At 40.8% G+C, this 26,999-nt stretch carries 28 protein-coding genes; 16 read left to right on the plus strand and 12 right to left on the minus strand.

Annotation, left to right across the window (positions count from 1 at the left end):
* Positions 1-466 precede the first annotated feature (466 nt).
* From IPF37_04350 to IPF37_04375, 6 genes are all read left to right on the plus strand, one after another.
* Positions 467-1,594 carry a hypothetical protein gene (locus IPF37_04350; GenBank protein QQR48763.1) on the plus strand — a complete coding sequence of 376 codons (1,128 nt, stop codon included), beginning with the start codon at positions 467-469 and terminating at the stop codon, positions 1,592-1,594.
* Positions 1,595-1,613: 19 nt separating this feature from the next.
* Positions 1,614-2,162, plus strand: a complete 549-nt coding sequence (locus IPF37_04355; protein ID QQR48764.1) for an alpha/beta fold hydrolase — start codon at positions 1,614-1,616, stop codon at positions 2,160-2,162.
* A gap of 106 nt (positions 2,163-2,268) precedes the next feature.
* Positions 2,269-3,426, plus strand: a complete 1,158-nt coding sequence (locus tag IPF37_04360) for an ATP-binding protein (protein QQR48765.1) — start codon at positions 2,269-2,271, stop codon at positions 3,424-3,426.
* A 92-nt stretch (positions 3,427-3,518) separates the two neighbouring features.
* The gene (locus IPF37_04365; protein ID QQR48766.1) at positions 3,519-4,352 is read left to right on the plus strand and encodes a restriction endonuclease; all 834 of its coding nucleotides are present in this window, start codon (positions 3,519-3,521) and stop codon (positions 4,350-4,352) included.
* Between the two features lie 379 nt (positions 4,353-4,731).
* Positions 4,732-5,235 carry a hypothetical protein gene (locus IPF37_04370; protein QQR48767.1) on the plus strand — a complete coding sequence of 168 codons (504 nt, stop codon included), beginning with the start codon at positions 4,732-4,734 and terminating at the stop codon, positions 5,233-5,235.
* Positions 5,175-5,633 (plus strand): FkbM family methyltransferase, encoded by a 459-nt coding sequence (locus tag IPF37_04375; GenBank protein ID QQR48768.1) that lies wholly within the window; start codon positions 5,175-5,177, stop codon positions 5,631-5,633. The genes IPF37_04370 and IPF37_04375 overlap by 61 nt, the downstream gene beginning before the upstream one ends.
* A gap of 8 nt (positions 5,634-5,641) precedes the next feature.
* On the opposite strand, the gene IPF37_04380 is transcribed toward IPF37_04375, so the two are convergent.
* Both IPF37_04380 and IPF37_04385 read right to left on the minus strand, forming a co-directional pair.
* A complete protein-coding gene (locus tag IPF37_04380) occupies positions 5,642-6,463 on the minus strand; it encodes an SDR family NAD(P)-dependent oxidoreductase (GenBank protein ID QQR48769.1) in 822 nt (273 codons plus the stop codon).
* A 13-nt stretch (positions 6,464-6,476) separates the two neighbouring features.
* Positions 6,477-8,042 (minus strand): hypothetical protein, encoded by a 1,566-nt coding sequence (locus IPF37_04385; protein ID QQR48770.1) that lies wholly within the window; start codon positions 8,040-8,042, stop codon positions 6,477-6,479.
* Between the two features lie 379 nt (positions 8,043-8,421).
* On the opposite strand from IPF37_04385, the gene IPF37_04390 reads away from it, so the two are divergent.
* From IPF37_04390 to IPF37_04405, 4 genes are all read left to right on the plus strand, one after another.
* Entirely contained in the window at positions 8,422-9,270 is an 849-nt protein-coding gene (locus tag IPF37_04390) for a hypothetical protein (protein ID QQR48771.1), read from the plus strand.
* Positions 9,267-10,514, plus strand: a complete 1,248-nt coding sequence (ftsA, locus tag IPF37_04395; GenBank protein QQR48772.1) for a cell division protein FtsA — start codon at positions 9,267-9,269, stop codon at positions 10,512-10,514. Before IPF37_04390 ends, ftsA begins: the two co-directional genes overlap by 4 nt.
* Before the next feature lie 42 nt (positions 10,515-10,556).
* Positions 10,557-11,879, plus strand: a complete 1,323-nt coding sequence (gene ftsZ, locus IPF37_04400; protein QQR48773.1) for a cell division protein FtsZ — start codon at positions 10,557-10,559, stop codon at positions 11,877-11,879.
* Positions 11,880-11,974: 95 nt separating this feature from the next.
* Positions 11,975-12,613, plus strand: coding sequence for a hypothetical protein (locus IPF37_04405; GenBank protein ID QQR48774.1), 639 nt, complete (start codon positions 11,975-11,977; stop codon positions 12,611-12,613).
* 59 nt (positions 12,614-12,672) lie between these two features.
* Here the strand turns inward: IPF37_04405 and IPF37_04410 are convergent, their stop codons facing one another.
* Positions 12,673-13,443, minus strand: coding sequence for a hypothetical protein (locus tag IPF37_04410; protein QQR48775.1), 771 nt, complete (start codon positions 13,441-13,443; stop codon positions 12,673-12,675).
* A 255-nt stretch (positions 13,444-13,698) separates the two neighbouring features.
* Here IPF37_04410 and pheT point away from each other — a divergent pair, with 255 nt between their 5' ends.
* From pheT to IPF37_04430, 4 genes are read left to right on the plus strand one after another with little or no spacing between them, the layout of a single operon-like run.
* Positions 13,699-16,068: a phenylalanine--tRNA ligase subunit beta gene (pheT, locus tag IPF37_04415; protein ID QQR48776.1), complete on the plus strand. Its 2,370-nt coding sequence runs from the start codon at positions 13,699-13,701 to the stop codon at positions 16,066-16,068.
* A 15-nt stretch (positions 16,069-16,083) separates the two neighbouring features.
* A complete protein-coding gene (gene lspA, locus IPF37_04420) occupies positions 16,084-16,551 on the plus strand; it encodes a signal peptidase II (protein ID QQR48777.1) in 468 nt (155 codons plus the stop codon).
* Positions 16,538-17,026, plus strand: coding sequence for a phosphatidylglycerophosphatase A (locus tag IPF37_04425; GenBank protein ID QQR48778.1), 489 nt, complete (start codon positions 16,538-16,540; stop codon positions 17,024-17,026). Before lspA ends, IPF37_04425 begins: the two co-directional genes overlap by 14 nt.
* Positions 17,027-17,031: 5 nt before the next feature.
* Entirely contained in the window at positions 17,032-17,688 is a 657-nt protein-coding gene (locus tag IPF37_04430; GenBank protein QQR48779.1) for a ComF family protein, read from the plus strand.
* On the opposite strand, the gene IPF37_04435 is transcribed toward IPF37_04430, so the two are convergent.
* From IPF37_04435 to IPF37_04460, 6 genes are all read right to left on the minus strand, one after another.
* Positions 17,657-18,169, minus strand: a complete 513-nt coding sequence (locus IPF37_04435) for a hypothetical protein (GenBank protein ID QQR48780.1) — start codon at positions 18,167-18,169, stop codon at positions 17,657-17,659. The genes IPF37_04430 and IPF37_04435 overlap by 32 nt on opposite strands.
* A complete protein-coding gene (locus IPF37_04440; GenBank protein QQR48781.1) occupies positions 18,135-18,725 on the minus strand; it encodes a hypothetical protein in 591 nt (196 codons plus the stop codon). Before IPF37_04440 ends, IPF37_04435 begins: the two co-directional genes overlap by 35 nt.
* 8 nt (positions 18,726-18,733) lie before the next feature.
* The gene (locus IPF37_04445; GenBank protein QQR48782.1) at positions 18,734-19,411 is read right to left on the minus strand and encodes an HAD family phosphatase; all 678 of its coding nucleotides are present in this window, start codon (positions 19,409-19,411) and stop codon (positions 18,734-18,736) included.
* A gap of 12 nt (positions 19,412-19,423) precedes the next feature.
* Positions 19,424-20,101 (minus strand): HAD family phosphatase, encoded by a 678-nt coding sequence (locus IPF37_04450; GenBank protein QQR48783.1) that lies wholly within the window; start codon positions 20,099-20,101, stop codon positions 19,424-19,426.
* Positions 20,094-20,792, minus strand: a complete 699-nt coding sequence (locus IPF37_04455) for an HAD family phosphatase (protein ID QQR48784.1) — start codon at positions 20,790-20,792, stop codon at positions 20,094-20,096. Before IPF37_04455 ends, IPF37_04450 begins: the two co-directional genes overlap by 8 nt.
* Positions 20,793-20,903: 111 nt before the next feature.
* Complete coding sequence (locus tag IPF37_04460) at positions 20,904-21,578, minus strand: HAD family phosphatase (protein ID QQR48785.1); 675 nt, start codon at positions 21,576-21,578, stop codon at positions 20,904-20,906.
* A 312-nt stretch (positions 21,579-21,890) separates the two neighbouring features.
* On the opposite strand from IPF37_04460, the gene uppS reads away from it, so the two are divergent.
* Both uppS and IPF37_04470 read left to right on the plus strand, forming a co-directional pair.
* Entirely contained in the window at positions 21,891-22,580 is a 690-nt protein-coding gene (gene uppS / locus IPF37_04465) for a di-trans,poly-cis-decaprenylcistransferase (protein QQR48786.1), read from the plus strand.
* A gap of 4 nt (positions 22,581-22,584) precedes the next feature.
* Positions 22,585-23,574, plus strand: coding sequence for an NAD(P)-dependent glycerol-3-phosphate dehydrogenase (locus IPF37_04470; GenBank protein QQR48787.1), 990 nt, complete (start codon positions 22,585-22,587; stop codon positions 23,572-23,574).
* An 837-nt stretch (positions 23,575-24,411) separates the two neighbouring features.
* Here IPF37_04470 and IPF37_04475 read toward each other — a convergent pair.
* Genes IPF37_04475 through IPF37_04485 form a run of 3 tightly spaced genes read right to left on the minus strand, consistent with a single transcriptional unit; the run spans position 24,412 to position 26,976 of the window.
* Positions 24,412-25,146, minus strand: coding sequence for a hypothetical protein (locus IPF37_04475; protein ID QQR48788.1), 735 nt, complete (start codon positions 25,144-25,146; stop codon positions 24,412-24,414).
* Positions 25,143-25,769, minus strand: a complete 627-nt coding sequence (tmk, locus tag IPF37_04480) for a dTMP kinase (GenBank protein QQR48789.1) — start codon at positions 25,767-25,769, stop codon at positions 25,143-25,145. The genes IPF37_04475 and tmk overlap by 4 nt, the downstream gene beginning before the upstream one ends.
* On the minus strand, positions 25,759-26,976 hold the full coding sequence (locus IPF37_04485) for a DegT/DnrJ/EryC1/StrS family aminotransferase (protein ID QQR48790.1): 1,218 nt from the start codon (positions 26,974-26,976) through the stop codon (positions 25,759-25,761). Before IPF37_04485 ends, tmk begins: the two co-directional genes overlap by 11 nt.
* Between the last annotated feature and the right edge of the window lie 23 nt (positions 26,977-26,999).

Genomic DNA, 26,999 nt, shown 5'->3' on the forward strand with positions numbered 1-26,999 from the left:
CGTCAAAGTTTGGTGTAGGAAGTATTTCGGTGAAGTTGTGATAAGCCCCTTGGGCGTTGTGAAGTGTTTTTTCTTTTTCTTCTTTTACAATCTTTGTCATTTTTTTATAACTAAGCATTTCGTTTTTTTCCAAAGGGGGTAGTGCGACCCCCTTTGGGATTGCGCACCAAAGAAGTATCTTTGGAATCTCTGACGCGCGAACTCACAGCAACCGCGCTTGCGCGCTCTGTCTGTTCGGTCCCGCTGATTGGGTGCTATTAATAAATAAAATATGCGTCAAGCTTCTATCTGCGCTCAGTTGGATTGTTTAGTCTTGAATTTTCTTAAGGCCGTATGCCCTGAGCTTGTCGAATGGGTAGGCCGTTGTAGCTCGTAGAGCGCGACCTGTTCTACGAAGCCACGCAAAGGCGTAGTAGAAAGTCGGGAGTTTATCGAAGGGGTTGCTGTTTTTAGGCAAAAATTGCCCATGCACCGACCTTGTGCTACGCTTGTTTTTATGAATATACTATGTTTTTTTAGAAACTATTGTGCGCTTTTAATGGTACTTCTTCTTGCTGGTTGTGCGCATAAAAAAGATGCCGCAACCATAGCGATGCCTACCGTCGTTAGCGAAGGTGGGAAAGGGCCTCATTTGATGGTTGTTTTTGTGCACGGTACCATGTTGCCATTGCCAAGTCCAGCAGCCTCATTTTCTTTGCTGCAACAAACATTTTCGGGGAGCAAAGACAAGAAGCACCAGCAACCACAAAAGTCATGGTATCAACAATATCTCGACGCCCTGAAAGCGCAGTCGATTGTGCGCTATCAACCGCTTGGCCCAGATGGCTTGCATCCAATTGTTGACCAACCATGTGCGCGTATTTCGGCGAATATTTTTACTGAATTTCTTAACAATTCAGCATCGTATTATACCTTTGGCTGGAGCGGGCGTCTCAATCAGCGGCATCGCAAAGAGGCTGCCGAAGTGCTTTATGCGCAGCTTGTTGCCGAGTACGAAGTATTAAAAAAACGGTTTGGCAATGTACAGATTATATTGCTTGGTCATAGCCATGGCGGCAACGTTGCGCTTAATTTGGCACATGCAGAAGAAATTCATAAAAAGCAATTGAGCATCGAAAAACTTATTTTGCTGGGTACGCCGGTTCAGACCGAGACATCGCATTATGCCGCCCAGCCGTGCTTTAAAAAAGTTTATAATTTTTATTCAAAAGGCGATGCGGTTCAAACGCTTGATATTCTTTCAACGAGTAAGCGATCGCTTCGTAAATTTGACGATCACCATCGCGTGGTACAAATTAAATTGGAATGTGGCAAGGTTGGGCTTGGTCATGCTGAGTTATGGCTTTTTGGTGCGAGCAGCAATCTGCTTTACAATCGCCATCTTGCTATTGCGCCCTTTCCTTTTGTGATTTTTTTGCCGCCTATTTTGTATGTACTTGATACGCAGTATGAAGATGCGTCCTCGGTGCGGCTTGCGATAGAAAAAGATCAGAACGATTTTGTGTTTTTATTTTCGGCAAAAAAGAAACGTTTCAAGCAGATTATTGATGGGGCGTTTTTAAAAAAATATCGAACGGCGATTAAGAATTTATAGCCTAATTATGGTTTTACTCATGAAAAAAGTTGTTATCATTCATGGCAATGGCGGGTGCACCAGTCAATCTCATTGGACGCCATGGCTCAAGGCTGAGCTTGAAAAAAATAAGATTATGGTTGTTGCTCCCACCATGCCAGACAATTATGACGCAAAAGCATCGGTCTGGCTGCCGTACATGCGCGATGTGCTGAAGTGTGATGAAAACACGATCATCATTGGCCACTCGTCAGGTGCTGTTGCTGCCATGCGTTATGCCGAAAAGTATCAGTTGCTGGGGACGGTGTTGGTCGCGGCGTGCTATACCGATTTGGGACATGAAAGCGAACGCAAGGCTGGCTATTATTCAGCGCCGTGGAACTGGGAGCGTATCAAAAAAAATCAGCAATGGATTGTGCAGTGCGCATCGCTTGATGATCCATTTATTCCGATCGAAGAAGCTGAGCATATTCACAACATGCTGGCAACTGAATATTGCGAGTATGCTGACCAGGGGCATTTTATGAATAAAACGATTCCTGATGTGGTCGCGATTATAAAACAGAAGCTGAAAGGGCTGCCGGTTTGAAAAGCTGAACAGAAAAAGCTTTTGGCTAAATTTTGACATTTTACTTGCTTTTTAACGATTGTCCTTGTAAATTCGAAGTATGATCTCGGATTTACAAGGAGTTTTTATGTTGCAAAGAAAGCATTATTTCCAAAAAATTGACCAGCATTTTCGTGTGCACTCGGTCTGCGCCCTCTTGGGCCCGCGGCAAGTTGGCAAGACCACCCTTGCTCGAATGTATGTTCAAGAACAACGCGGCGGCAATGCCCGCTTTTTTGATTTGGAAAAAGCGCTGGACCTTGCACGTTTAGACAATCCGATGCTGGCACTTTCGGCAGATCCGGACAAACTTATTGTCATTGATGAAATTCAAATGAGGCCTGATCTGTTTCCGGTTCTCCGTGTTTTGGTTGATGATCCTGCGCATAAAAGAAATATTCTCATTCTTGGCAGCGCTTCGCGTGATTTAATTCGTCAATCATCTGAAACATTGGCGGGACGGATTGGGTATATTGAATTGCCACCATTTTCATTGCAAGAAGCGGGCGATATGCATCGTCTTTGGTTGCGCGGTGGCTTTCCGATTTCTTATTTAGCGGCCAATGAATCAGATAGTTTTTTGTGGCGAGAAAGTTATATTACTACTTTTTTAGAGCGCGATATTCCGAGTTTAGGTTTCAATATTCCGCCACAACAGTTACGCCGTTTTTGGTTGATGCTGGCGCACTATCATGGCCAAACGTTTAATGCAAGTGAGATTGCAAAATCATTGGGTGTTTCCGATCACACGAGTCGTCGCTATCTTGATATTCTTGCCGGTACTTTTATGGTGGGCCAACTGTTGCCATGGTTTGAAAATATACAAAAAAGACAGGTAAAGTCGCCAAAAATTTATTTTCGCGATAGTGGCATTTTGCACACGCTGCTGAATATTTACCAAGCATCGCAGCTTGAAACGTATCCAAAGCTGGGTGCTTTTTGGGAAGGCTTTGCGTTGGAAGAAATTATTAAAGCGTATGAATTAAATTCAGAAGAATGTTTCTTTTGGGCAACCCAAGCTGATGCAGAATTGGATTTGCTTGTCTTCAAAAAAGGCAAGCGGTTGGGTTTTGAATTTAAATATACCGATGTGCCAAAAGTTACCAAATCGATGCGTATTGCCATGCAGGATCTTCAGCTCGACCATCTTTACGTAATTTATCCACACAACGATACCTTTCCGCTTGATGAAAAAATTACCGCGCAAGGACTTGAAGTTACTGTCGCAAATGCGGGGCGCTTGTAAGGTAGCGCAACGAATAAAAACCAAATCATTCGGTTCGTTGACTTTGTCGTTCTTGCACCGATAGTCTTTCTTTAAAAAAAGGAGACTGCGTTATGAACAAATCGATTAACATTATCAAATCATCCGGCGATCGCGTGTTATTTTCTGAAGAAAAATATCGCGAATCGTTACGCCGTGCTGGTGCCACGCCTGAACTGATTGATAAAGTGTATGTGGAAATTTTGCCGTCGCTCCATGATGGTATGACCACGCATGAGCTTTATCAACGCACGCACCAACTTTTGGGAAAAAAACGGCAACGTGCCGTGGCGGGGCGATATCATTTTAGACAAGCAATTATGGCCCTTGGGCCAAGTGGCTACCCTTTCGAACATTATGTTGCTGAGCTTTTGAAGCGGCAAGGTTATGAGGTGGTGCTTGATCAAGAAGTTATGGGTAAATGCGTTTCGCACGAAGTTGATATTATTGCCATCAAAGGAGATGAGCGATTTATTATTGAGTGCAAATTCCACCAAGCGCCAGGCGCGTTGTGTTCAATTCAAACGGCATTGTACGTAAAAGCACGCTATGAAGATATTTTGGCGCGCAATCATTCACAAGGTTTTAGTAGCACGTGGCTCGTGACGAATGCACGAATAAGTTCTGTAGCCATTCAGTATGGCGAATGTGTTGGCATGAAGTTATTGGCGTGGTCGTATCCAGAAAATAATGGTCTTGAAAAAATGGTTGATGAGCAAGGGCTGCATCCCATTACGTGTCTTTCGTCACTGCCAAACAGCGCTCTGATTGCCTTGCTCCATGAGGGCATTGTCTTGTGTGTTGATGTGCATAATCATAAAGATGTACTGCGTCGTGCGCATGTCAGCGAGGAACGGATAGGTGATATTTTGCAGGAATGTGACGAAATATGTCATCTCAAAAGATGAACTTACAAGGACGTCGTTGCCCATTCGACTCTTCGACAGGCTCAGAGCGAACGGGATTAGGGCGAACGGGATTAGGGCGAACGGGATTAGGGCGAACGGGATTAGGGCGAACGGCGACTATTAAGAAACAAGCTGATTGAAAAACTGAAAGTAGTTACTAAGAAAATTATTGAGCTGTTTGTGCTAATTTTTTTATCTCTTGTTTGAAGAGAATTGTTCTTGTCCGCCGTTCGGCCTGAGCTTGTCGAAGGCTGCCTGTCCGTTGTAGCTTAAAAAGCGAAGTCGGGAGCTTGTCGAAGAATTTGAACGGCACTATAATCTTGCTATCCTTAAAAGATCAGTCTTCAGTTCAATAGTAAAAAAATGAAAGTGATGCGTAATGAAGAGTATGCTTAAATCACTCAGAGTTGTCGTTGATGTTACCGGTGCGTTAGTTCTTGTATCAGGGCTTTTGTTGTGTGTTGCGCATGTGATTATGTCGCCACGTAAATTAGAAATATTGGTTAATTCTACTGGTGCCTTTATTAAAAAAAGTCTTAGGCACGATCCATTTTCTTATGCCAATGAACCTGACAAATTTGAAAAAATTGTTGGGCATTTAAAACTTTTAAGCAAGGCGCAGTATCCGGCGCCAACGCATGGTTATGAGTTGAACGATAATGCTTTTGGTTTGCACTTGAGCTTTCCTGATTATGCGATGATCGATTTGTTGATGAATGAAATTTTTATTCATAAAGTGTATGCTTTTCAAACGAATAACCCTGAGCCGTTTATTATTGATGCCGGTAGCAATATCGGTGTCAGTATTTTGTTTTTTAAAAAATGTATCCAAATGCCCGGATTGTTGGCTTTGAACCAAGCCAAAAGAATTTTTCTTTTTTAGAAAAAAATATCAACAATAATCATTTAACGAAAGTAAGTGTTTTTAATAAAGCGCTTGCTGCTCGTGAAGATCAAGAAATCAAATTGTACTTCCCAGGGACGACGCATGGCACCGTGATTGGTGCGTCTGAAGCCTCTTCAGATTATGAAGTTGCAAAAACTGTTTCGTTATCTAATTATATTAACCACACCGTTGATTTATTAAAAATGGATATCGAAGGTGCCGAGTACGAAGTCTTTCAAGATCTTTTTGATAATGACAAATTAAAATTCGTAGAAAAGATTATCATGGAATATCATGTTCCGCAGCATCGTTTAGCAAAGTTGTTGAGCATTTTTGATCAATCGGGATTTCACTACGAAATAAAAAACGATTTTATTTACGCGTACAAAAAATAGTACAATTTTTATAGCCCACCGAGCGCATTATAAAGTTCATCAGGCATAATTTTAATCACATCGGCAACCTGTGCCCAGCGTTTGGTAATGTATGCCACAGCAACTTTATTTTTGATGGCTTCCATGATATCGTGAGCGGCATCATCAAGCGAATCGATCCAGTAAGCCTTTGGGTAATCTTTAGCAAAGTCAGGTTCGTTGGCACTGTTTACCCATCCTGGTACTAAGTCAGTAACAAAAATAGGCGATTTTTTTTGCTGATAACGATTGCGTTCTGCCTCCATCAAGCGTGATGCAAATGATTTGGCGGCAGAGTAGACGGGTGCTCCAGCAATACCGCGCAGGCCATCTACTGAAGAAAAACCAACTAAATGGCCGTGACCCTGTTTTTCAAAAAAATTAAGACCGGTGCGTGCCAAAGCATGAAAGCCGAGAACATCAATATCAAGAACTGCTTTGTCTGCTTCAACGCTTCGGTCGCTCCAATCAACATTTCTAAAACCTGAGACACTAATGACCAGCAAATCAAGTCCGCCCATTTCGGCAATAAGCGCTTCCAATTTTTGACTAGCATCTGATGATTGTGCTGCATCAAGTTGTTTGACAAAAGTAGGTGTTGCGATTTCTTGCTGTAACTCTTGCAACAACGCGAGTCGGCGTGCGGCTAAGCCAACAACATACCCATCGGCGGCTAAAAGCTTTGCAACGGCTCTGCCCATGCCGGACGAAGCACCAACAACAATAGCGCGTTTTATTGGTTGGACCGTTGCTTGTGTGCACGGTTGAAATGATAAGCACAAAAGTATTACATAAAAATAATTACGTTTCATGATTTCTCTTTTTTTAGTTGCAGCCGAGTGTATTGATTAAAAAATCCAACCATAGGCTTTCTTTGGCAAAGCGCGTTGTTGGGTAAGAACTTTCTACGTGGTTATAAGGAAAATAGACCGATAGGCCTTCTGCTTGTGAGATATGAGCGCCGGTGGCGTTAGTAACAACAGCATTTCTAATTTCTGCAATAGTTTGACGAGCTTGTTCAATAAGTTCTTCACGAGCGACTTGTACCTCAATTCTTTCAAGTTCATGAGTCTGTGCTAAATTTTCAATCATGTCTTGAATAATGATTTCAATTGATGATTCTTCGGTAGTAATAAAATTTTCATCAAGTGATTCTGATATGTCGGTTGTGTAATTAAACAAAAACTCTTCATACTCGCTTGTATTTTCTTCTTCATTGTTTTTAAGTACTTTTTCAGGCGTTTTTTTCGGTTTTTTTTCAGGTTGTGGCATTGTTTGCTCAAGCACTTCTTTGTTTGTGCATGCGGCTTCTGATTCATTGAAAAGTTCGTCAACTAGTCTTTCAAAAAACGATACAAAGTCGGTATAAAAAGGGGCCGTACAAATTGCTACGGAACGTTGACGAGCGCGATAGACAAGATTTTGAAATGCTGATGGGTTGTATTGAGCATAGTTTTGAGCACTCAGTACAAATGAATTAAGTGCATCGCGAATGGTGTCCATGTGCGATAAATCAATTGCCGATTGTGTGTAAAGGCCTTCTGGCGCATGAACTTGGCAGTATCTTTCAAATTCTTGAACGATAATACAAGCAATTTCTTGAGGATCAAGGTCAGCTGCGCCAATACGTTCAAAAATAGATTGATATGGCCATCCATCTGCTATTTCACAATTTTGAGCGCCAATGAAATACTCGGCATATTCTTTGATTTGATAAGCGATTTCAACCATTGCCATTTTGCAAGCGTCTGTGCCAATAAAGCCTAATTTTTTGCCTTTTAAAACATCGTGCAAAATGGTGTGTAATGTTTCAACCATAATATTATTGGTCATGTAGCTGCGGCTGTTCTTAGGGTCTAACATAATGCCGCGATGGAAACGAGCGTGATGAGGATTTTTTGCATAGTGTGGCATACGCAAAGGACAAATATTGTTAGGGCAGTTGTGGTTGGCTGCATCAGGCTCTGCTTCCCAATCAAACAATCCTGTTTGCGGGTCTTGTACAACTTTTGGGTCAAGGACGCCAAAGCCATGATCCCACAAAATAAGGCCATAATTATGAGCGGGAAAGTTTTTTGTTGCCCAGTGCATCCCATCTACAATATCCTGGCCGGAGTGCTCTTGAATTAAAACATGGTCTTTTTGAACAATTTTTTTTGCTTTAATTTTATAGCGCCATAAGTAATCGCCTTGAGCGTGGAGTTGTACTAGAATATTCATGCTTTTTGTTGATCCCGCCTGCGCCATAGCATTTATATTTTCTAATGCCCATTGGCTTAACCGTGTATCAGTTTCCATATGTATCAGTATCGTCCAGGCTGCTGTCTTGGCCTGCATTAATGATGTGGCGCACAATGAGTACAGTAATAAAAATCGAACAAAAATCTTCATGACATTCTCCCAAAAAATAGATTTCTTAATGTTGGTAAAAAAGACTTTACCTACTTCGAGCATAAATAATTACATTCCTACTTGTCAATTATTTGAAAAATAGCCTTAAGAAATTTGGGCTCTGTTGCGGTTTTAATGGCCGACAAATAGAAAGTGTGGTGATTGTTTTTTACTTCGAAAAAGGTTTTTTTATGAATGAAAAAATTACCTTGGGATTTTGATAGTGTACTTTTTGTCTAAATTTTTTTTAAAATTTTTAAAAAATTGATCCCTCCTCATGAGTTTTTAAAAATAATTAGGTGCAATATCCGTTGAAAATCAGCACCGCTTCTAAAATAAAATAGCCATTTATTGCAGTCTGACATTTCTTTGTTCTACCATGTTGAAGAATAGAGAAATTTTAGGTGAAAGAAGTATGATGTTGACCGGAAAAAAAAGACGACTGTCACAAAAAAAATTAGTAGGCCGGATGCTTGTTGGTGCGCTGGTTGGGTTGATGTGCTATGCCGTTATAACCGGACCGGTCTTAAAATTATGGCGCGGTTTTGATGCGCTTTGCCGGCTTGAATGTGCGCAGATAACGTTTGCATCGGTCTATGCATCAGGTGTTGAAACTGAGTTAACAGCGCTTATTCAAGATTATGTTGAGCATTCACATGGTTTATTTTTTGATGCTAAACAATTACAACAACGTGTTAAACAGGCGTGTCCCTTGGTGTGCAAGGTACGTTGTGATCGGCTCAAGCCGCTGAGCGTTGCCGTACATGTGCAGGGTGTTGAGCCGGCTTTGGTAGTTAATGGCACGCACGTTTTAGCACATGATGGTGCGCTTTACGATCGATCATTATTTGCGTTGTGTGATATCGTGCACTTAAAAAATATTACCGTTGATGATGCTTGGTGTGGAGCTCAAAACGTGAAGCGTGTGTATGACTATGCAATGCGTATTCCTCTTGAAACGTGGGATAGTTTTGATGTGGTGTATCACGGGCCGCATGCCATTGAATTTAATGCTAAAGATGAGCTGGGATATTTAAAAACGGTACTGACTGATGAACACAAAATTTTGGATAATGATCGGATGGCTTGTATTCAGTATGTTGTAGCTGATGTCGTGCAAAAAAAAAGGATTGTGCAAAAGCAGTATCACGTTGCGTGCGATACGCGCTTTGATAAACGTATTTTTGTAAAAATTTTGAGGCGAAAGAATAAAGGGAGGCGAGCATGAGCAAGAGTGTTATTGGTCGCTATGTGACTGCTATCGATATCGGAACGACAAAAATTTGTGTGTTGATTGCTGACACTAATGGCCGAGAAGGACTTGAAATTGTTGGCGTGGGGCAACATCCTTCGCATGGCTTAAAAAAAGGTGTGGTGGTTAATGTTAGCAAAACTGCTGAATCAATTAGAGCTGCGGTGGAACAAGCACAAAGTATGGCTGGTGTAACGGTAGAACATGCGACGGTTGGGATTTCGGGTGGGCATATTAAATCGTATAATTCAACGGGCGTGGTGGCCATTAAAGGTCGCGATGTTTCGCAATATGATATCAATCGTGTTATTGATGCGGCAAAAGCAATTCCTTTGTCGCAAGAGCAAGAAATTTTACACATTCTGCCGCAATATTTTCGCGTTGATGGGCAAGAATATGTTATCGATTCGTTGGGAATGTATGGCGTGCGATTGGAAGCACAGGTGCATATTATCACGGGTGCTGTAGCATCAGCGCAAAATATTATTAAGTCTTGCGAGTTAGCAAATATTTCAGTGACAGACATTGTGCTCGAGCAGCTTGCTTCTGCCGAAGCAGTGCTGACGCCAAGCGAACGAGAAGTTGGTGCTGCTATTATTGATATTGGTGGGGGCACTTCTGATTTTGCTATTTATAAAGATGGTCGCATTCGCCATTCTAAAGTACTGCCAATTGCTGGTACGCATTTTACCAACGACATTGCCATTGGGCTTGGGGTTCCCTTGCAAGAAGCAGAAATGTTAAAGCGCCGTTTTGGTATTTTAGGGCCAGATAATCAAGAGCTCAAAGGCTTGGTTGATATAGATCTTGGTTATGAAGGCGGCAAGAAAGCTGTTGATTTACGCTTGAGTGGTGAAATTTTACGCTCTCGCGCTGAGGAAATTTTTGAGCTTTTTGCTGATGAAATTCTTGAATATCGTTTGAGTAGATTTATGCCTTCTGGCTTGGTGTTAACGGGTGGAGGTAGTTTATTGGCGGGCATTAAAAATATTGCACAAGATATTATCAAAGGACCGGTGCGCATTGGTTATCCGTTGGCGCATGATGGCTTTCAGGGAGATCTGCCAGATGTTTTGAAAAGTCCAATTTATGCAACAGCATATGGATTGTTGTTGTATGCAACGGGCGAGCATAGTGCTGGGATGATGCATAACATTAAAGAAGCGCCTTTGTTAAAAGTTTTTCGAAGAATGAAATCTTGGATTTACGATTTTTTATGAGATCATACCTCGCAGTGAGGTATAAAAAAGAAAGGATCAACGATGATAGATATTTCTTTAGAAGAAGAAGTTAAGGTTCACGGCGGCGTGAATCTTAAAATCTTAGGAATCGGGGGAGCTGGGGGTAATGCGGTTAATAGTATGATCAAGAGTAATGAATTTGATGCGGTGCAATTTTTGGTGGCAAACACCGATGCGCAAGCCTTGGCGCAGTCGCCAGCGCGCGTTAAAATTCAGCTAGGTACCAAGATTACCAAAGGACTTGGGGCTGGTTCCAATCCGGACATTGGACGGCGATCTGCAGAAGAAGATGTTGAAAATGTTATTAATCAAATAAAAGATGCTGATATTATATTTTTGACAGCAGGCCTTGGTGGTGGTACTGGGTCAGGTTCTATTCCGGTTATTGCTGGCATTGCCAAAGAACTGGGCATTTTAACAGTAGCAATTGTGACCAAGCCGTTTATTTTTGAAGGTAAGCGTCGTGCGCGGATTGCGGATGAAGCTGCAGAAACATTACGCAAGGTGGTTGATACCATCATTGTGGTTCCGAATCAACGATTACTTGAAGTAGTTGATGAGAAAATTTCTATGTTGGATGCGTTTGCGCTTTCTAATGATATTTTAAAACAAGCAATTAAAGGTATTTCAGATATCATTACCAAGTCGGGCCACATTAACGTAGATTTTGCCGATGTCCGTGCGATTATGAAAGATATGGGCATGGCTCTCATGGGCACGGGACGTGCTACTGGTGTGAACCGTGCTAAAGAAGCAGCGGCAAAAGCTATTAGTTCTCCATTGCTAGAAAACGTGAGTATCAAAGGTGCTCGTGGCGTGCTGATAAATATTACCGGGAATGTTGATCTTGGTTTGTATGAAATTAATGAAGCAGCGTCGTTGGTATATGATTTGGTGAGCGAAGATGCTAACATTATTCTTGGTTCAGTTATTGACCAAAATATGGGCGACGAAATCATGGTTACGGTTATTGCAACTGGCTTTGAAACTAAACAAGAACAAGCAGTTATAAAAGAAGCGCCAGCGCAGAGGATGTCAGACAATAGATTTGTTGAGCAACGTTTTGCTCATGAGTCTGGTGCGGTTAGTGGTAGTTATGAAAAAACTTATGCTGTCTCGCAATCAACGCCGGCCCGTGTTGTAACACCAAGCAGAACCGATGAGTCATGCGATTTACAAGATCTTGATACACCAACTTATTTACGTCGCAAGGCTGTTATGCAACAAGAGCAAGACCATCATTTTCACGGAGTACCAGCTGCAGCACCGCGCAACGATGCGTATGAGCAGCGGCAGCAAAATGCTACTGAGTGGCATGATGAAGAGTTGCCCCCAACATTGTAACGTTCTGATTAAATTAAAAAAAGGGCAGGTTGAGCAAACCTGCCCTTTTTTTGTAAAAAATTCCTGGGCAAAAATAAAACAAGCGAAGGATAGCCATGAAATTCATAATAGTTTTTTTGTTAGGCGCAGGCTTTAGTTTTAGTTTGTATGGTGCTGGAAAACAGTTTATTTGTGGAGCTCGGGATCAATCAAGTCAGATTTGTCATCTTGCATCAGAAGTTCATTATAAGGATTTGGTAGACGATTTTTTGGTAGGAGCTCGAGATCAATTTCTTGATTTAGATTGTGGTCATTGCGTGTGTAAAGCTTGTGTCATTGGGAATACTTTACGGTTTGATGATGAAAGCTGTTTTATGTGCAAAGAACTATTGAGCTCTGACGATTTGCGTCAACTTGGTTCATATAGTCAAAGTTTTAGGCAATGTGGGACTTTCCACATGATTTCTTTCCCTTCTTATCCGGAATTTGAATGTCAAAGATTGCCTGAGTGTAATGGTGTTCCGTATCAGACTATAAATCTTGAGTGTGGTTGTCTGGTTTGTCGCGGCTGTTTATTGATAAGTATGATTAAGCCGGGTAGTCTTTTTCATTGTTTTGTTTGTTCAAAAAAATTGAGCAATAACGATTTGAGAGACTTAAAAGAAGATTCTTCATTTGTTCACGTTGCCTGTTTGCGCAGCGGTTGTAGTCCATTAAGAATTTCTGGGCCGTTGACAACGTGCAAACAATGCTGATAACAAAAAAGGAGTGGAAATTTTCCACTCCTTTTTTGTTATCGAAAAATTTCGAAATATTATTTTCTTGCAGGAGATTTGATTTCTACTTTTTCTAAACTTGCTGCAAGTTCTTCTGTTGTTAAGAGATCAAGATCTCTAAAGCTATCATCGTCGGTTGAGCGAATGATTGCTTCACCACAAAGTTCCCAAGCGATATTAGCGCCAAATTTTTTCAAGAATGGGGTTAAATATTGATCAAAAGTTTTATCTGAATCATTGGTAAGTCCGCTTGCGGCGTCGGCGTGTGTATAGCCAACGTGAAGGTAATTGCGAGCTTTTGAAGAGCTGCCTTCAATTAAGCTTGCGATAAGTGCGAGAGTAAATGCGCGGGTAAGGCGGCGAAGAGGACGTTGGTTATTTTCGGGAAGATTTTTGCCGATTGTTGCACAAGCAAAATCATTAGCAAGTTGTTGAATGATAGCAAAGGTTACATCAAGACCAACGCGTTTGCCAAGATCTTTGTCCCAACCTTGAAGTGCGCCTTTCCCTTGTCCTGGGTTGCGACCATTTTTTGCCAAATTAAAGGCAGCAAAAACACGATTAATTTTTGCCATCAATTCATCAGTTTCTAATGCAGCGCCCAAAAGGCGACACATACCAACGCTGATATTTTCAATCACTTCAGTTTCTTTGACACGGTCGCCTGAAAGAGCTTCTGAGAGTTCACCTGGTGTTGCGGCAATTGCTGAGATTCTGTGCATTTTGTGCAAGTCGTTGCGTGAGAAACCATGCAAACCAGTGATAGAAATTGAAAAAAGGGCAATGACTGATAGTGCTTTGAGTTTCATGTACTATTCCTTTCTCTGCGGAAAATAACGATAACTTTTGCGTTACAACGTATGCTCATGAGACTGCAAGTAGGTATAGCGTATCTTTGCTAGAATAGTCAACAAATTTTTTTGTGAATCTTGAGAGGCTCTTGAAGAAAAAATATTTTTCCTTGTAAAATTTTTTAGAAAATTGACGATTGCTTCAATATCAGGCATCTTTGAATGATTCGAATGGGCTAATGCGACAAGTTTTTAATCAAGTGGTGTTTTGTTATGAAGTTATCTGTTGCCTGGATTTTTGATCATATAGATACCGATTGGCGTACGTGCGATATTAATGAGCTCGTAACTAAATTTAATCAAATGACAGCAGAAATCGAAAGTTTTCATAGTATTTCTTTTTCTATGGATAATTTTTTTCTGGGCCAACAAAAAGAACTTGGTAGCGGTACTATCGTGATTCCGGAGCTTGGTAAAGAAGTTTCGATTTCAAAACGAACTAATCCTACTGACTTATTGCTTGCAAATGGCGCGAATAGTTCGTTTTTAGTAAAAAAAGTTAACGACCGTTTTGAATGGGCTACTTTGGCAGATTTTGGTGTAGAAAAAGATGGCTTGGTGCCAGCACTTGCTGCTAATGAAAAGGACTTGGCGGGCGGTTGGCGGGCCAAGTTTGAGTGCGACGATGTTATTTTGGATATTGATAACAAGTCAATTACTCATCGCCCAGATATGTGGGGACATCGCGGTTTTGCTCGTGAAATTGCTGCTCTGCTGAATTTGCCATTATTGCCGGCTGATAACTTTTTAAAAACAATACCGGTTCAGCAAGCTCAAACAGCAATGCAGGCTGATGCTGCAAATCCCATTGCGCTTGAAAATAAAATTCCTAAACTTTGTTCAAAATTTAATGGTTTGTATATCGACGATGTTGATAACCGCCCGTCTGATATTTTTATGGTCAGTCGCTTAATGAAGGTTGATGCACGGCCTATTAATGCCTTGGTTGATTTAACTAACTATGTCATGTTGGACTGGTCTCAGCCGGTGCATGCGTATGATGCCAATAAAATTGCTGACAGGAAAGTAGTGATCAGAATGGCCACGCCGGGCGAAAAGCTTTTGTTGCTTGATGGCAATGAGCTTGCGTTAACAGAGCAGGACATGGTTATTGCCGATGGCAAAAAGCCGATGTGTTTGGCCGGCGTTAAAGGTGGCATGAATGAATCAGTTGATGCGCAGACAACGGCTCTATTTTTTGAAGCAGCAAATTTTGATGCGACGATGGTGCGGCAGGCTGCAATGCGTCATAAAACACGCACCGATTCTTCTGCACGTTTTGAAAAGACGCTTGATTCAAATCAGGCGGTTCAAGCCGTTTATCGCTTTCTTGCTCTGGCCGAACAAATAAATTTGAAACTTAAGCCTGCCGCTAATGTGATAGCGGTTGGTGCAGCGGCGCCGCTCCTTCATCTTGAATTAACGCACAGTTTTATTGAAAAACGTTTGGGTATTACCATTTCGTCAAACGATGTTGTTGATCTTTTGACGCGTATTGAGTTTGTTGTAGTAGCAACAAAAACTGACGATGATGTTACTTACCGGATTGATGTGCCATCATTTCGTTCAAGTAAAGATATAAAAATTAAAGAAGATATTGTTGAAGAAGTTGCCCGGTTGTACGGCTTTAACAAAATCAGTTTGCAGTTGCCGCGCATTTTTAGGCGCCCATTTAGTTTGGCTCCTATTTTGCGTCGTCGTGCCATAAAAAATTATTTGGCACAAGCGGCCGCTATGGTGGAGCAGCAAAATTATTCATTTTTTGATGAGCAATTTCTTGTTTCGTTGGGCTTGCAAGAGCAGCAAACAATAACGTTACTGAATCCTGTTTCAGAAAATTATTGCCGTTTGGTTACTTCGTTGGTGCCGGGCTTGCTCAAAAACATGCAAGCAAATTTTGTGCATCGCGATACTATTAACTTTTTTGAAGTTGGGCGCATTTGGGGAAAAAAAGATAACAATACTTTTGAAAAAATAAGTATTGCGGGTCTCTTCTTCCATCGACGCCTGGCCGTTGATTTTTATGAATGCAAACATCATATTGAACAAATGCTGGTAACGTTGGGCTTTAATCTTTCGGATCTGCAATGGAAACAAATGGATGCACCCGCATTGGCGTGGTACAAGCCGTATCAGTCTGCTGAGTTGATGTACCAAGGTCAGAGCATTGGCAGGGCGGGAAAAATCAACCCAGTATTTATGCATAAACTTGATGTCTTGCCAGAAAGTGACGCGTTTGTTTTTGAAATAGATGGTGACTTTTTGTTGTATGCGCCTGTTGAAGTAAAGCAGTATGCTGCTGTATCACGCTTTCAAGAAACGTTTATTGATATGAGTTTAATGGTGCCGTTAACGCTTGAAACTCAGCAGATACAAACATCGTTGCGTAATGCATCAACACTAGTAACATCGGTACAGCTTATCGATTTCTTTGAAAAAGAAGAATGGGGCGATGTGCGTTCATTGACTTTTAGATTGTGGCTGAGTGATCAAGAAAAAACAATTGAAAAAGTGGTTGTTGATCAAGTTTGGCAGGCAGCAATAGCTATTATTGAAAAGCTGGGCGCAAAAATTCGTTCATAAAAAAAGGGGCACGTGGTGATTAAGCGAATAATGTTATTTGTATCTTCGTGTGCCGTTTTGATTGGCCTTGACCAACTTTCAAAGTGGTGGGCACTGGTAAACCTTATGGATAGCGATAAAGTGTTGACTCATAATCTTACGCTTTCGTTTGCATGGAACCGAGGTATTAGTTGGAGTTTTTTTAGTGAAACATCAGCAACAGGCTATATCATTTTAAGTGGGTTTATTGCGGCGGTTATTGTGATTTTTGGGACGTACACAATTATTCGTTTTTTTAATCATCATAAAAGCTTGTCAGAAATAATGGTACTTTCTGGTGCCATTTCCAATTTCATTGATCGGTTGGTGCATGGTGCGGTTATTGATTTTATTGATGTGCATTATGCTGCATGGCATTGGCCGACCTTTAATATAGCAGATTCGTTTGTTGTTGTGGGTGTTTGTGGCATTTTAATGAAACATTTTTTTTATGAAGATAATTGAAAAATTTAAAGAGATTTGTTTTCTTGCAGCAACCTTTGGCGTTGTTGGTAACTGGCGCTTTGGATATATGGTTGCCAGCCTAGCAACCATACCTTTTTTATATTTTTTGCGTTCATTGTATTGGCTTGATCAGCAAGTTTTTTTCTATTTTTTGATGGCGCTTTTTACTGCGGTTATGATCATCATTCATACCGCCTTGCAATATCCAACAGACAAAGAGCCGTCATGTATTGTGCTTGATCGTGCGCTTGGCTTTACGATTGCTTTTTTTGGTACGCCACTTAATTTAAAATTTTTGATCGTTGGATTTATTCTTTTTCATGCATCAAATTTTTTGCAGCCAATTGTGTGGTATCAAGTTGTTCATAAACAGTTAGAGCGCCTTCCTGGCTTTTTGGGTATTGTTGCGAGCGATATCTTGGCTGGCGTGAGTGTTAATTTATTTTTCCGCTTTATTTTGTGGATGTCACACTAACGATCATGTTGGACGAACTACTTTCATTTTTTTATCCTGCTGCCTGTTTTTCGTGTGGCACGATCATGCCGCCGCGTGCGGTGGTGTGTTGCCAGGCGTGCGAGTCGGTTATTAAGCCGGTGGTTTCTTTGCCGCTGGCTTTAACAAAAAAACACACGATGAATGTGGCTGCTGGGTGTGCGTATCTCGATCCGGTAAAAAAATTAGTTGTACGCAAATTTAGTCAAGACATGCGCGCGAGCCGTCAATTGGCGGCTATCATGATTGCTGCTATTCCTAAAAATTATTTTGAAGCAGACTATCTAATTCCCATACCTTTGCATTGGACACGCTACGCGCGCCGTGGTTTTAACCAATCGTTGGTTATTGCGCGTATGCTGGGCAAGCATTACAATATTCCCGTGCTGAATGTTTTGTCGCGTCACAAGCGTACCGCTTTTCAATCAACATTAACGCATGATCTTCGTCATGAGAATGTGATTGATGCGTTTAAGTTGAGAACATTTTTTGGCTTGCGTTGCTTTGAACATTTACGCGGTAAGCGCTTAGTGCTGGTTGATGATTTATGTACAACGGGCTCAACGTTGGTTAGCGCTGCCAAGGTGCTGCATGCTCTCAAACCTGAAGGCATTAACGCTGTAGTGGCGTGTCGGGCTCTTTAGCAAATTCGGTGGTAACCCCACCTTCAAGCGTCAATTCTTTTTTGGTGATATCAAAAATACCTTGTGATGCGGTAATTGTGATAGAGCGTATGGTTGCGGTTACGTTTTCTGACAAATAGCAGCAGTGTTGTGCATGGTCGATTTTTGCTTGTGTGGCTTTAAAAAAAGCGATGGTATCATTTTTTTTACGCAAGATACCGGTAATGCCTGAGCACTGTATGATATTGGTCATTTTGGTTACAGCACTTTTTTCTGCCGTTATGTGTACGGTTTGATTGTGCGAGCATTTTTCTTGCAGGTGCATGTTATAAATGAGCATATCTTCTTGCATTGTTGGTTGCTCAACAGTTAGGACGCTTTGTTTTTGTCGTGCGTGATAAAGAAAAAAAATACTGCCGATAAAAATAAAACAGGCGATGTTTACAAAAATAATAATGCGCATGAATTTATTGTAATGCTTGCGTAATGAGGTCTTGATCAAAATGTTTGCCTTGAATGTATAAAATCAGATCAAGTAAGCGTCGATAAGCATGGTCACCGCCATTGCGCGGCACTACAACGTCTGCAAAGTTATGATAATAAAATGGAGCATTGAGCGGCGTGGCTAACATCAGTGCTTGATTTTGTTTTTTTACAACAGCGTCATAATGATCGTCACCAAAAATAAGTACTTCGTGGTCAAGTATCCCGTGCTTCTTTTGTATTTCTTCAATAACAACTAATTTGTCCGATCGCCCGCCAATGCACAGATCATCCGGAATGCCAAGCATGCGTGCGCGAATGCTGATGGAGCCATGACCTTTGCCGCTCAAAAAAGCGATTAAGATATTTGCTTTTATTGCTTGAACAATTGCAAAGCCATCTTCGGTAGAAAAACGACGTGAGTTTTCTTGTTCGGCGGTGTAAGCTAAATTGCCATCAGTGAGTGAGCCGTCGATGTCGGTAACAATAAGTTTGATGGCGTTAAGTTTTTTGACCAGATCTTGATTTGCTAAACATTCTTTGAACCATACAAGATCTTGATGTTGTTTGTGCATTATGTTTCCTACAAATTTTTGATCAATTCTTCTGCTTGGTCGTAGCTTTTGACTGAGCCGTTAGTATATTGCAAAAAATCTTTGTTGTTATCGTTTTCGATAGCTATGCATTTCATGCCGGCAGCCTGTGCTGCTTGAAAGCCTTGTACTGTGTCTTCAAATACTAAACATTCTTCAGGCTTAACACCAAGTTTTTGAGCAACAAAAAGAAAGAGAGCTGGATCTGGTTTTGAACGATTTTGTACGTCGTCGGTACAATACAGATGTGGGCCAAAAAATTTATCCAAGTTCATGGTTTGCGCAATAACACGAAATGGTCCCTTGTGGGCGTTTGTTGCAATGCCGTGTGGAATATTATTTTGGACCAATTTTTGTTGAAATGATTCAAAGCCATCAATAAAATTTACTTTGTGTTCAAAGTTACGCATGGCGTTGGTAATTTTGAGATGAGCGAGTTCTTCGGGTGTGCCAGGCAAATTGAAATTTTCTTTTAATACGCGTGCTTGCACAACAAGCTCCATGCCATCAACAGCAGCAAGAACCTTTTGTTGTTCTGGTGTTAAATTCAGTACGTTGTATTGTTGTAAAATATCATACGTAGCTTGGCGCCATAAATGTTCAGTTTTTAAAATAGTGCCGTCCATATCAAAAATCACGGCTTTAATTTTTTGTTTGAGATCATTCATGTTTTAAAATCCCTATAATTTTTTTAAAAGTTCTTCAGCGTGATCATACGTCGTGATAGAGCCATGAACATAGTGCAATAAATCTTTATTCGTTTCATTTTGAATAGCAATGCATTTCATGCCGGCCGCTTGTGCGGCTTTAAAACCATGTACCGTGTCTTCAAATACTAAGCACTCTTCTGGTTTAACGCCAAGTTTTTCAGCAGCAAAAAGAAAGAGTGCAGGGTCTGGCTTTGAGCGATTGCCAACGTCGTCAACACAGTACAAATGCTCGCCAAAAAGATTATCAAGTTTCATGACTTCGATAATAAACATAAAAGGTGTTTTGCGTGTATTGGTGGCAACGCCATGTGGGATGCCGTGCTCAACAAGCTTTTTTTGAAAAGCAATAAAGCCATGAATAAATTGCATGCCCGTTTTAAGGTGGTTCATGGCCATGGCATCCTGCAGCTGAGCGATTTCTTCTAAGGTGCCAGGCAATGAGAAATATTCTTTAAAAAGGCGAGCACTGGCTATAGCGTCCATGCCGGTGAGTTTTGATAAAATCTCTTCCTGTTCTTGACTTATGTTGGTGATGTTATGATGTTGTAAGAGGTCCTTTGTTGACAGGTCCCACAAAGCTTCGGTGTTCAGGATGGTGCCGTCCATATCAAAAATAATGGCTTTAATTTTTTGTTTGAGATCATTCATGTTTTAAGATCCCTATAATTTTTTTTAAGAGTTCTTCGGCGTGGTCGTAGCTAGTGATAGAGCCATGAACATGGTGCAATAAATCTTTATTGGTATCATTTTGAATAGCAATGCATTTCATGCCGGCAGCTTGTGCGGCTTTAAAACCATGTACCGTGTCTTCAAACACTAAGCACTCTTCAGGTTTAACGCCAAGTTTTTCAGCAACAAAAAGAAAGAGTGCAGGGTCTGGTTTGGGACGATTGTCAACATCGTCAACGCAGTACAAATGCTGCCCAAAAAGATTATCAAGTTTCATGACTTCGATAATAAACATAAAAGGTGTTTTGCGTGTGTTGGTAGCAATGCCGTGCGGGATGCCGTGCTCAACAAGCTTTTTTTGAAAGGCAATAAAGCCATGAATAAATTGCATGCCTGTTTTAAAACGGTTTACGGCCATCATATCTTGCAATTGAGTTATTTCTTCCAAGGAGCCTGGTAGCGAGAAGCATTCTTTGAAAAGACGGGCTCTGGTCATAGATCCCATGCCATCAAGATTTGATAATATTTTTTGCTGTTCAGGAGTTACGTTGGTGATGTTGTGATGTTGTAAAAGATCGTTGGTTGCCAATCCCCACAAAGCTTCAGTATTGAGAATGGTACCATCCATATCAAAAATAATAGCTTTAATCTTTTTTTTGATTTCAATCATGCTCCGCCCTTAGTTATGATAATAGTATGAGCTGATTATAAATATTGACTAAGATATGTCTAGAAAGATTGGGAGAAAAAAAGGGAAACGGCTTGGGGGGCATTAAGAAAGTTAAATCTTTCTTAATGCATCTTCTGCTTGGTCATAGCTATCTATAGCATCTTGAGCAAGGTCAAGAATGTTTTTATTATTGTTGTTTTTAAGAGCTATACATTTCATGCCGGCAGCTTGTGCTGCTTTAAAGCCGTGTATAGAATCTTCAAACACAATGCATTCTTCAGGTTTTACACCAAGCATTGCTGCCGTGTGCAAAAAAAGGTCCGGATCTGGCTTTGGTTTTTGGACGTGTTCAATGGAATAAATATTCTCACCAAACAGTCGTTTAAAATTCATTGTCTCGACAATTGTCTTCAGATGGTCTGGATGTGCGTTTGTAGCAAGACCTGAAGGAATATTATACTGCTGAAGTTTGGTATGAAATTGTTCAAACCCAGGAATGAATTCCATAGCTTTAAAAAAATACGTGTTTGCCAAGGCAAGTTTAAGATTAAAAACCTCGTCTGCAGAAGCTGGTAAATTAAATCGTGTTTTTAATTCAACAGCTGACTTTGGCAACGACATGCCGGCAAGAGAATCAAGGAACGTCTGATCTTCGTCGCTTAACGTTTCTACTCCTTGGAGTTTGAGAACATCGAGGGTTACCTTTTTCCAAATGTGTTCAGTTTTGATTATGGTGCCATCCATATCAAAAATGACTGCTTTTATTTTGTACTTAAGATCTTCCATCGTGCCTCCTTTCGTTTATTTGAAGTATTGATGTAGATTTATTTTGCTTAATTCTAATAGTTTCTGAGACAGAAAGTACAGAATTTACTACTTTACTAGTTTATCAGGAGAAAAAATTATGTCAAATTGAAAATATCAAAGCGGTTGGGGTTTGGGTAAAAGGGCCGTTTTTAGAGTGATTATCGGTAAAAATCAGATTAATTGACAGACCAAAGCCTAATTTCAATATTGCAAGTTATCCTTTTTTGGTTAGTATGAATGGGCAATAAAGATACAAAACGTGGTAAGTGAGATTGAATGTAGGAGAGAAGTATGCAGATGCAGCATCTTGCGATTATTCCCGATGGAAATAGAAGATGGGCGGCGAAAAACAAGCTCGAGTCTGTCTTTGGGCATCGCAAAGGTATGGATACGTTGCGATTTGCCATTCAGGTTTGTTTGAAAAATAGTATAAAATATCTTTCGCTTTATACCTTTTCTCTCGAAAATTTTTCTAGATCTCAAGCAGAGCAGAGTTATTTTTTTAAGCTATTTTTCGAATTTAAAAAAGAAGTACCTGATTTGGTGGCACGAGGCGTTTCGGTGCGTTTTCTTGGCGATCGTTCCTATTTTCCTCAGGATGTTCTTTCGGTCATTGATGAAGTTGAAGAAAAAACAAAATCATGCAACACGCTTTTTCTGAACTTGCTTTTTTGCTATGGCTCTCAACAAGAGATTGTTTTTGCGGCGCGTTCTTTGGCAAAAAAAGTTCAACAGGGGGAAATGAAGCTTGAAGATATTACGGCAGACTCTCTTAAAAATTCTTTATGGACATCTGGCATGCCAGACCCAGATCTTATTATTCGTACCGGTAATACGATTCGCGTGAGCAATTTTTTGTTGTTTCAAGCAGCTTATAGCGAATATATGTTTTTAGATTGTTTTTGGCCTGAAGTTACTGAAGAAATTTTGCAAGAGTGTGTAAACAAATTTGATACGATTAAACGAAATATTGGGGCTTAGAATAGTGAATAAGCAGATTGCGGTTTTGGGTGCAGGTGCATGGGGTACAGCAATTGCTCAATTGTTGGCAACTAATGGCCATGATGTTTTGTTGTGGGCATTGGAACCTGAAGTAGTGAGTGCCATTGAAACAACACGCATTAATCAACCGTATTTGCCTGGTATTACTTTGCATAAAAAGATTTCGGTTACTGCCGATCTTGCGGTGGCGGTACGAGATAAAAAATGGATTTTTGAAGCGATTCCCGTTGCGTTTTTACGTTCTCTGCTCGAGCGTGCAAAGCCGCACGTTTCTGATGAGACGGTGTGGGTGGCGTTGAGCAAAGGAATTGAACGAGAAACGCTCTTACTGCCGACCGAAATTGTTTGTGATGTTTATGGTAAAAAAACGTCAGTTGCGGTTTTGAGTGGCCCCACCTTTGCTCAGGAACTGGTGGCACAACAAATCAGTGCTGCAGCAATTGCTTCTCCTGACAAAGTGGTATTAAAAGAGTTGGCGGGCATGTTGGCAAACAATTTTTTTAAGCCGTACACATCGACTGATACCGTTGGGGTGCAACTTGGCGGGAGCATGAAAAATGTTTTAGCGCTTGCAGTGGGGATAGCACAGGGGCATAATTGTGCGTCGAACACAACCGCGTATTTATTGACCGTTGGTCTGGACGAAATCAGTCGTTTAATTATTCATTGTGGCGGTAAAACTGATACGGTTTATGGCTTGTCTGGTCTTGGCGATATCATGCTGACCTGTTTTGGTTCGCTGAGCAAAAACTTACGAGCCGGTACGTTGTTGGGAAAAAATCGTTCAATTGAAGCATTGAAAAAAGATTTTACAACTTTGCCTGAAGGTATTAATACGGCTCAAACTATTAATCAGCTTTTGGCGCGGGAAGGTTTAACGTTGCCACTTTTTTGCTGGGCTTATTCATATCTTTTTGAGACGGCGTGTTTTGAAGATTTGTTTGTTTCTTTGCGTGCTCATCAGCAGCTTTAAGATCTTTGTTGTTTTTGTTCCAGATGCCGGTTCGTGCTAGCATAATATTCTTTGCTGCTATTATTCTTTTAAGTGCAAAAAATGCCCGCCACCCTGCTTTGTTTAATGGTTTTTCAAAGTAAGGAAAAGTAACTTTTTTGACATTAAAATACTGACAAAATGTTGTGGCGCCCACAAAGCTTCTTGTTCCCGGTCTGAGCAAAATTAATTCATTAATGATTGGTGTGCCAAAATTTTTGGCCATGTACGGACGCAACTCAAATTCAACGACTTTTTCTGGTGATTGCTTGCTGTTAAAATAACCATCATCAACAAATGTGAGCTGCCCATCGCTATCTTTCTCGATAGAAAATTTATCAGAGACTTTGCAGATCGATTCTTGATTTTTTATTTTGATCTGTTGATATATCCACAAGCTGGTACAAATTGCTAACAAAAAAATGCTCAAAAAGGCGATTCGTTTGTGTAATGATTTGATGAGTGGGCTGCTAATGATAATGAACGTGATACAGGGAATGCTTGCCAAAAACCACCAGCCTGGATGTACAAAATTTATGTGGCATGATTCGTTTGAAAAATGTAAAACGGAGTCCCATTTGTGCGTAAGTTTAGTTAATAAAAAAGCAAACCAGGCGTTGGGTATGCCGGCAAGTTCACTGAAAAAAAAGAGTGTGCTGAGAACAATAAATAACATGAGCACGGGTGTAAAAATGAGGTTGCCTACGAGAGAGAGAAATGAAAGCGAAAGGCCCCAGCTAATTAAAATGGGCAGACTTACCAGCGTGATAACCAGTTGTACGTAGAGATAATTAAGTAAATATGATTTAACCGCTGTCTTCATGGCCGCGGAAAGCTTAAATAAAGCGTTTTAAAAAAGAGTAACGAGCTGCCAGATTGAGGCGGCTTATGAAGTTTGTCTTTTAAAAATTCAATAACCGTTTCACAATATTTTTTATCAATTGATTTTGGTGATGAATATGATGCGATTAATTTTTGAGAAAAATAATGCAACATGTCATTGACTATCTCAGTGGCAAGACTGTCTGTTAATGCAGCTTTGCGTAATTCTTGTTCAAATTCAAAAGGCAAGTCACGCTTGGCCTCGTCATAAAAAAAAGTACATAGCGCGGGGGTCGAATAAGTAGCTGTATTGCTGTGCAAACGAACAACGTGGCAGCGCGAAAGGATGGTTGGTAACAACGCTTGTTCGTTAGTTGTTAACAAAAGAAAAAAATAGCCCTGTGGCGGTTCTTCAAGAACTTTAAGCAGTTTGTTGGCGGCCGCTACATTTAATGTGTGAGCATGTTCAAGTACAAAGAAAAATGATTCATTTGCATCCAAACTTAAGGCTGTTTTTTCAAAAATAACCTCAAGGTCGCTCAGTGTATAGTCATTTTCTGGGCAAATCCAGATCATGCCAAAATGTTGGTGATTTTTGATTTGGCGGCAACTGGTACAAAAACAATCGCCAACTCGCGCCTGTGGGCAGAAATTTTTTTGCACGTAATGTTCGGCCTGCGCGATGGTATCATCGTTTGAGCCGACAAATAGTTGCGTTGGAATGGTTGTCATTTTTGTAATCTTTTTTCCAGTGTTTGCCACGCTTGGTGCATTAATGTTTCTTCATCAAGCATGCCATCAAGGGTTACCACATTAGTCCGCGTAGCAAAAATATCCTCAAATCCTTGAGCAGTTTGTTGCCAGAACAGCCTATCACGTTTTTCAAAAGAGGTTAAGCCAAGGTTGCGTTTTGCTAGACGGGCTTGCGCTATTGTCACATCAAGCTTTACAAAAAAGACCAAATCAGGCTCTATTCCCTGCATGACCCAGCGATTAACGTTGGCAATCATGGTCCGGTCAAGGTTGTAGCCGTACCCTTGGTAGGCAAGCGATGAATCTGCTCCGCGGTCTGAAATGACGGTAACGCCTTGTTGTAGTGCTGGAATAATAATATGTTCAAAATGCTGGGCCCGGTCTGCGGCAAACAGCAAAAACTCTGCTGCTGGGCAGAGTGGCTCTTCTTGCGTTTGCAAAATAGTTCGTAAACTTTTGCCAAGAGGAGAGCCGCCCGGCTCTTTAGTGAGCAGGGCGGCTTGATTGTTTTGTTCAAGTTGTTGAGCTAAATGGCGGGCTAGTGTAGATTTGCCGCTACCATCGATACCTTCAATAACTATAAAATAACCTTTATGCGGCATAAGCATTTACCGTTGGTTGTGTAGGGTTAATAATGACGGTTGGTTGAAATTTTTTGATAGTTTCAATGACATGCACCAATTCATGCTGTTCAAGTTCTGGCCAAATTGGGAGCGCAACAATTGTTTGTGAAGCATGTTCGGCAACAGGGCAGACATTAATCAGATCCAAGTGTGTATTTAAAAATGGAATTTGAGTTAATGCTTTTGGATAATAAATATTGCTACCAATGCCATGTGTCGTCAAATGTTTAATGAACGCTGTGCGTTCTTGGTTATTTTTCAATATGGCGCAATATTGGTGATAGACGTGGTGTCCAACCTTTTCTTGTGGTAATTGTAAAAATGGCAGTGCTGCTAATTCTTGGTTATAGAATTTTGCAATTTCGCGGCGACGTTGGTTGTACGAATCAAGTTCATCAAGTTTGATTGAAAGGATTGATGCTTGAATAGTGTCTAAGCGACTGTTGATTCCAAATTCTTCATATTCGTAATGTGATGCACGACCATGATTTTTAAGTTTCGTTAAACGCATGGCCAACTCGGGGTTGTCGGTAACGCAGCAGCCTGCATCGCCAAAAGCACCTAAATTTTTTGTTGGGTAAAATGACAAGACGCCAATGTCACCAAAAGTGCCCGCTTGTTGTTTGTTAGTGTGAGAGCCAATTGCTTGGCATGCATCTTCAATAATCCACAAGTTCCAGTTTTTAGCGATGTTTTTGATTGCTTGGTAGTCAGCGCATTGACCAAATAAATCGACAATAACCATTCCCTCAACGGGCAAGCCTGTTTTGGTATGAATTGCTTGGCCGTTTTGCATTGTTGCATATTCTTCAAGCCACGCTTGGATGAGCGCAGGGCTGATATTAAACGTTTCTGGTTCAATATCAATCATGACTGGATAGGCTTCCAGAGCAATGATTTCGCTACTTGAGGCAATGAATGAAAATGGCGTTGTTAAAACAATTGACTGTGGTTTAACATCAAGAGCTTTGAGTGCTAACCACAAGCCGTCGGTGCCAGAGTTGCAAGAAATTACTTGTGAATTATTGCCTAAAAATTGTGCAAGTTTTTTCTCAAAGTCATTGACCAACGGACCACCAATAAATTGTTGTGTTTTGAGGATGTACTCAAAGCTTGTAACTATCTTCTGGGTTAATTTTTCTGTTTGTTTTTGTAGTGAAAAAAAAGGCACATTAATTTGTTGCATACTGCACTCCGAATATTTTTTTT

It is taken from the genome of bacterium, assembly GCA_016699045.1.
Lineage (GTDB): Bacteria > Babelota > Babeliae > Babelales > RVW-14 > AaIE-18.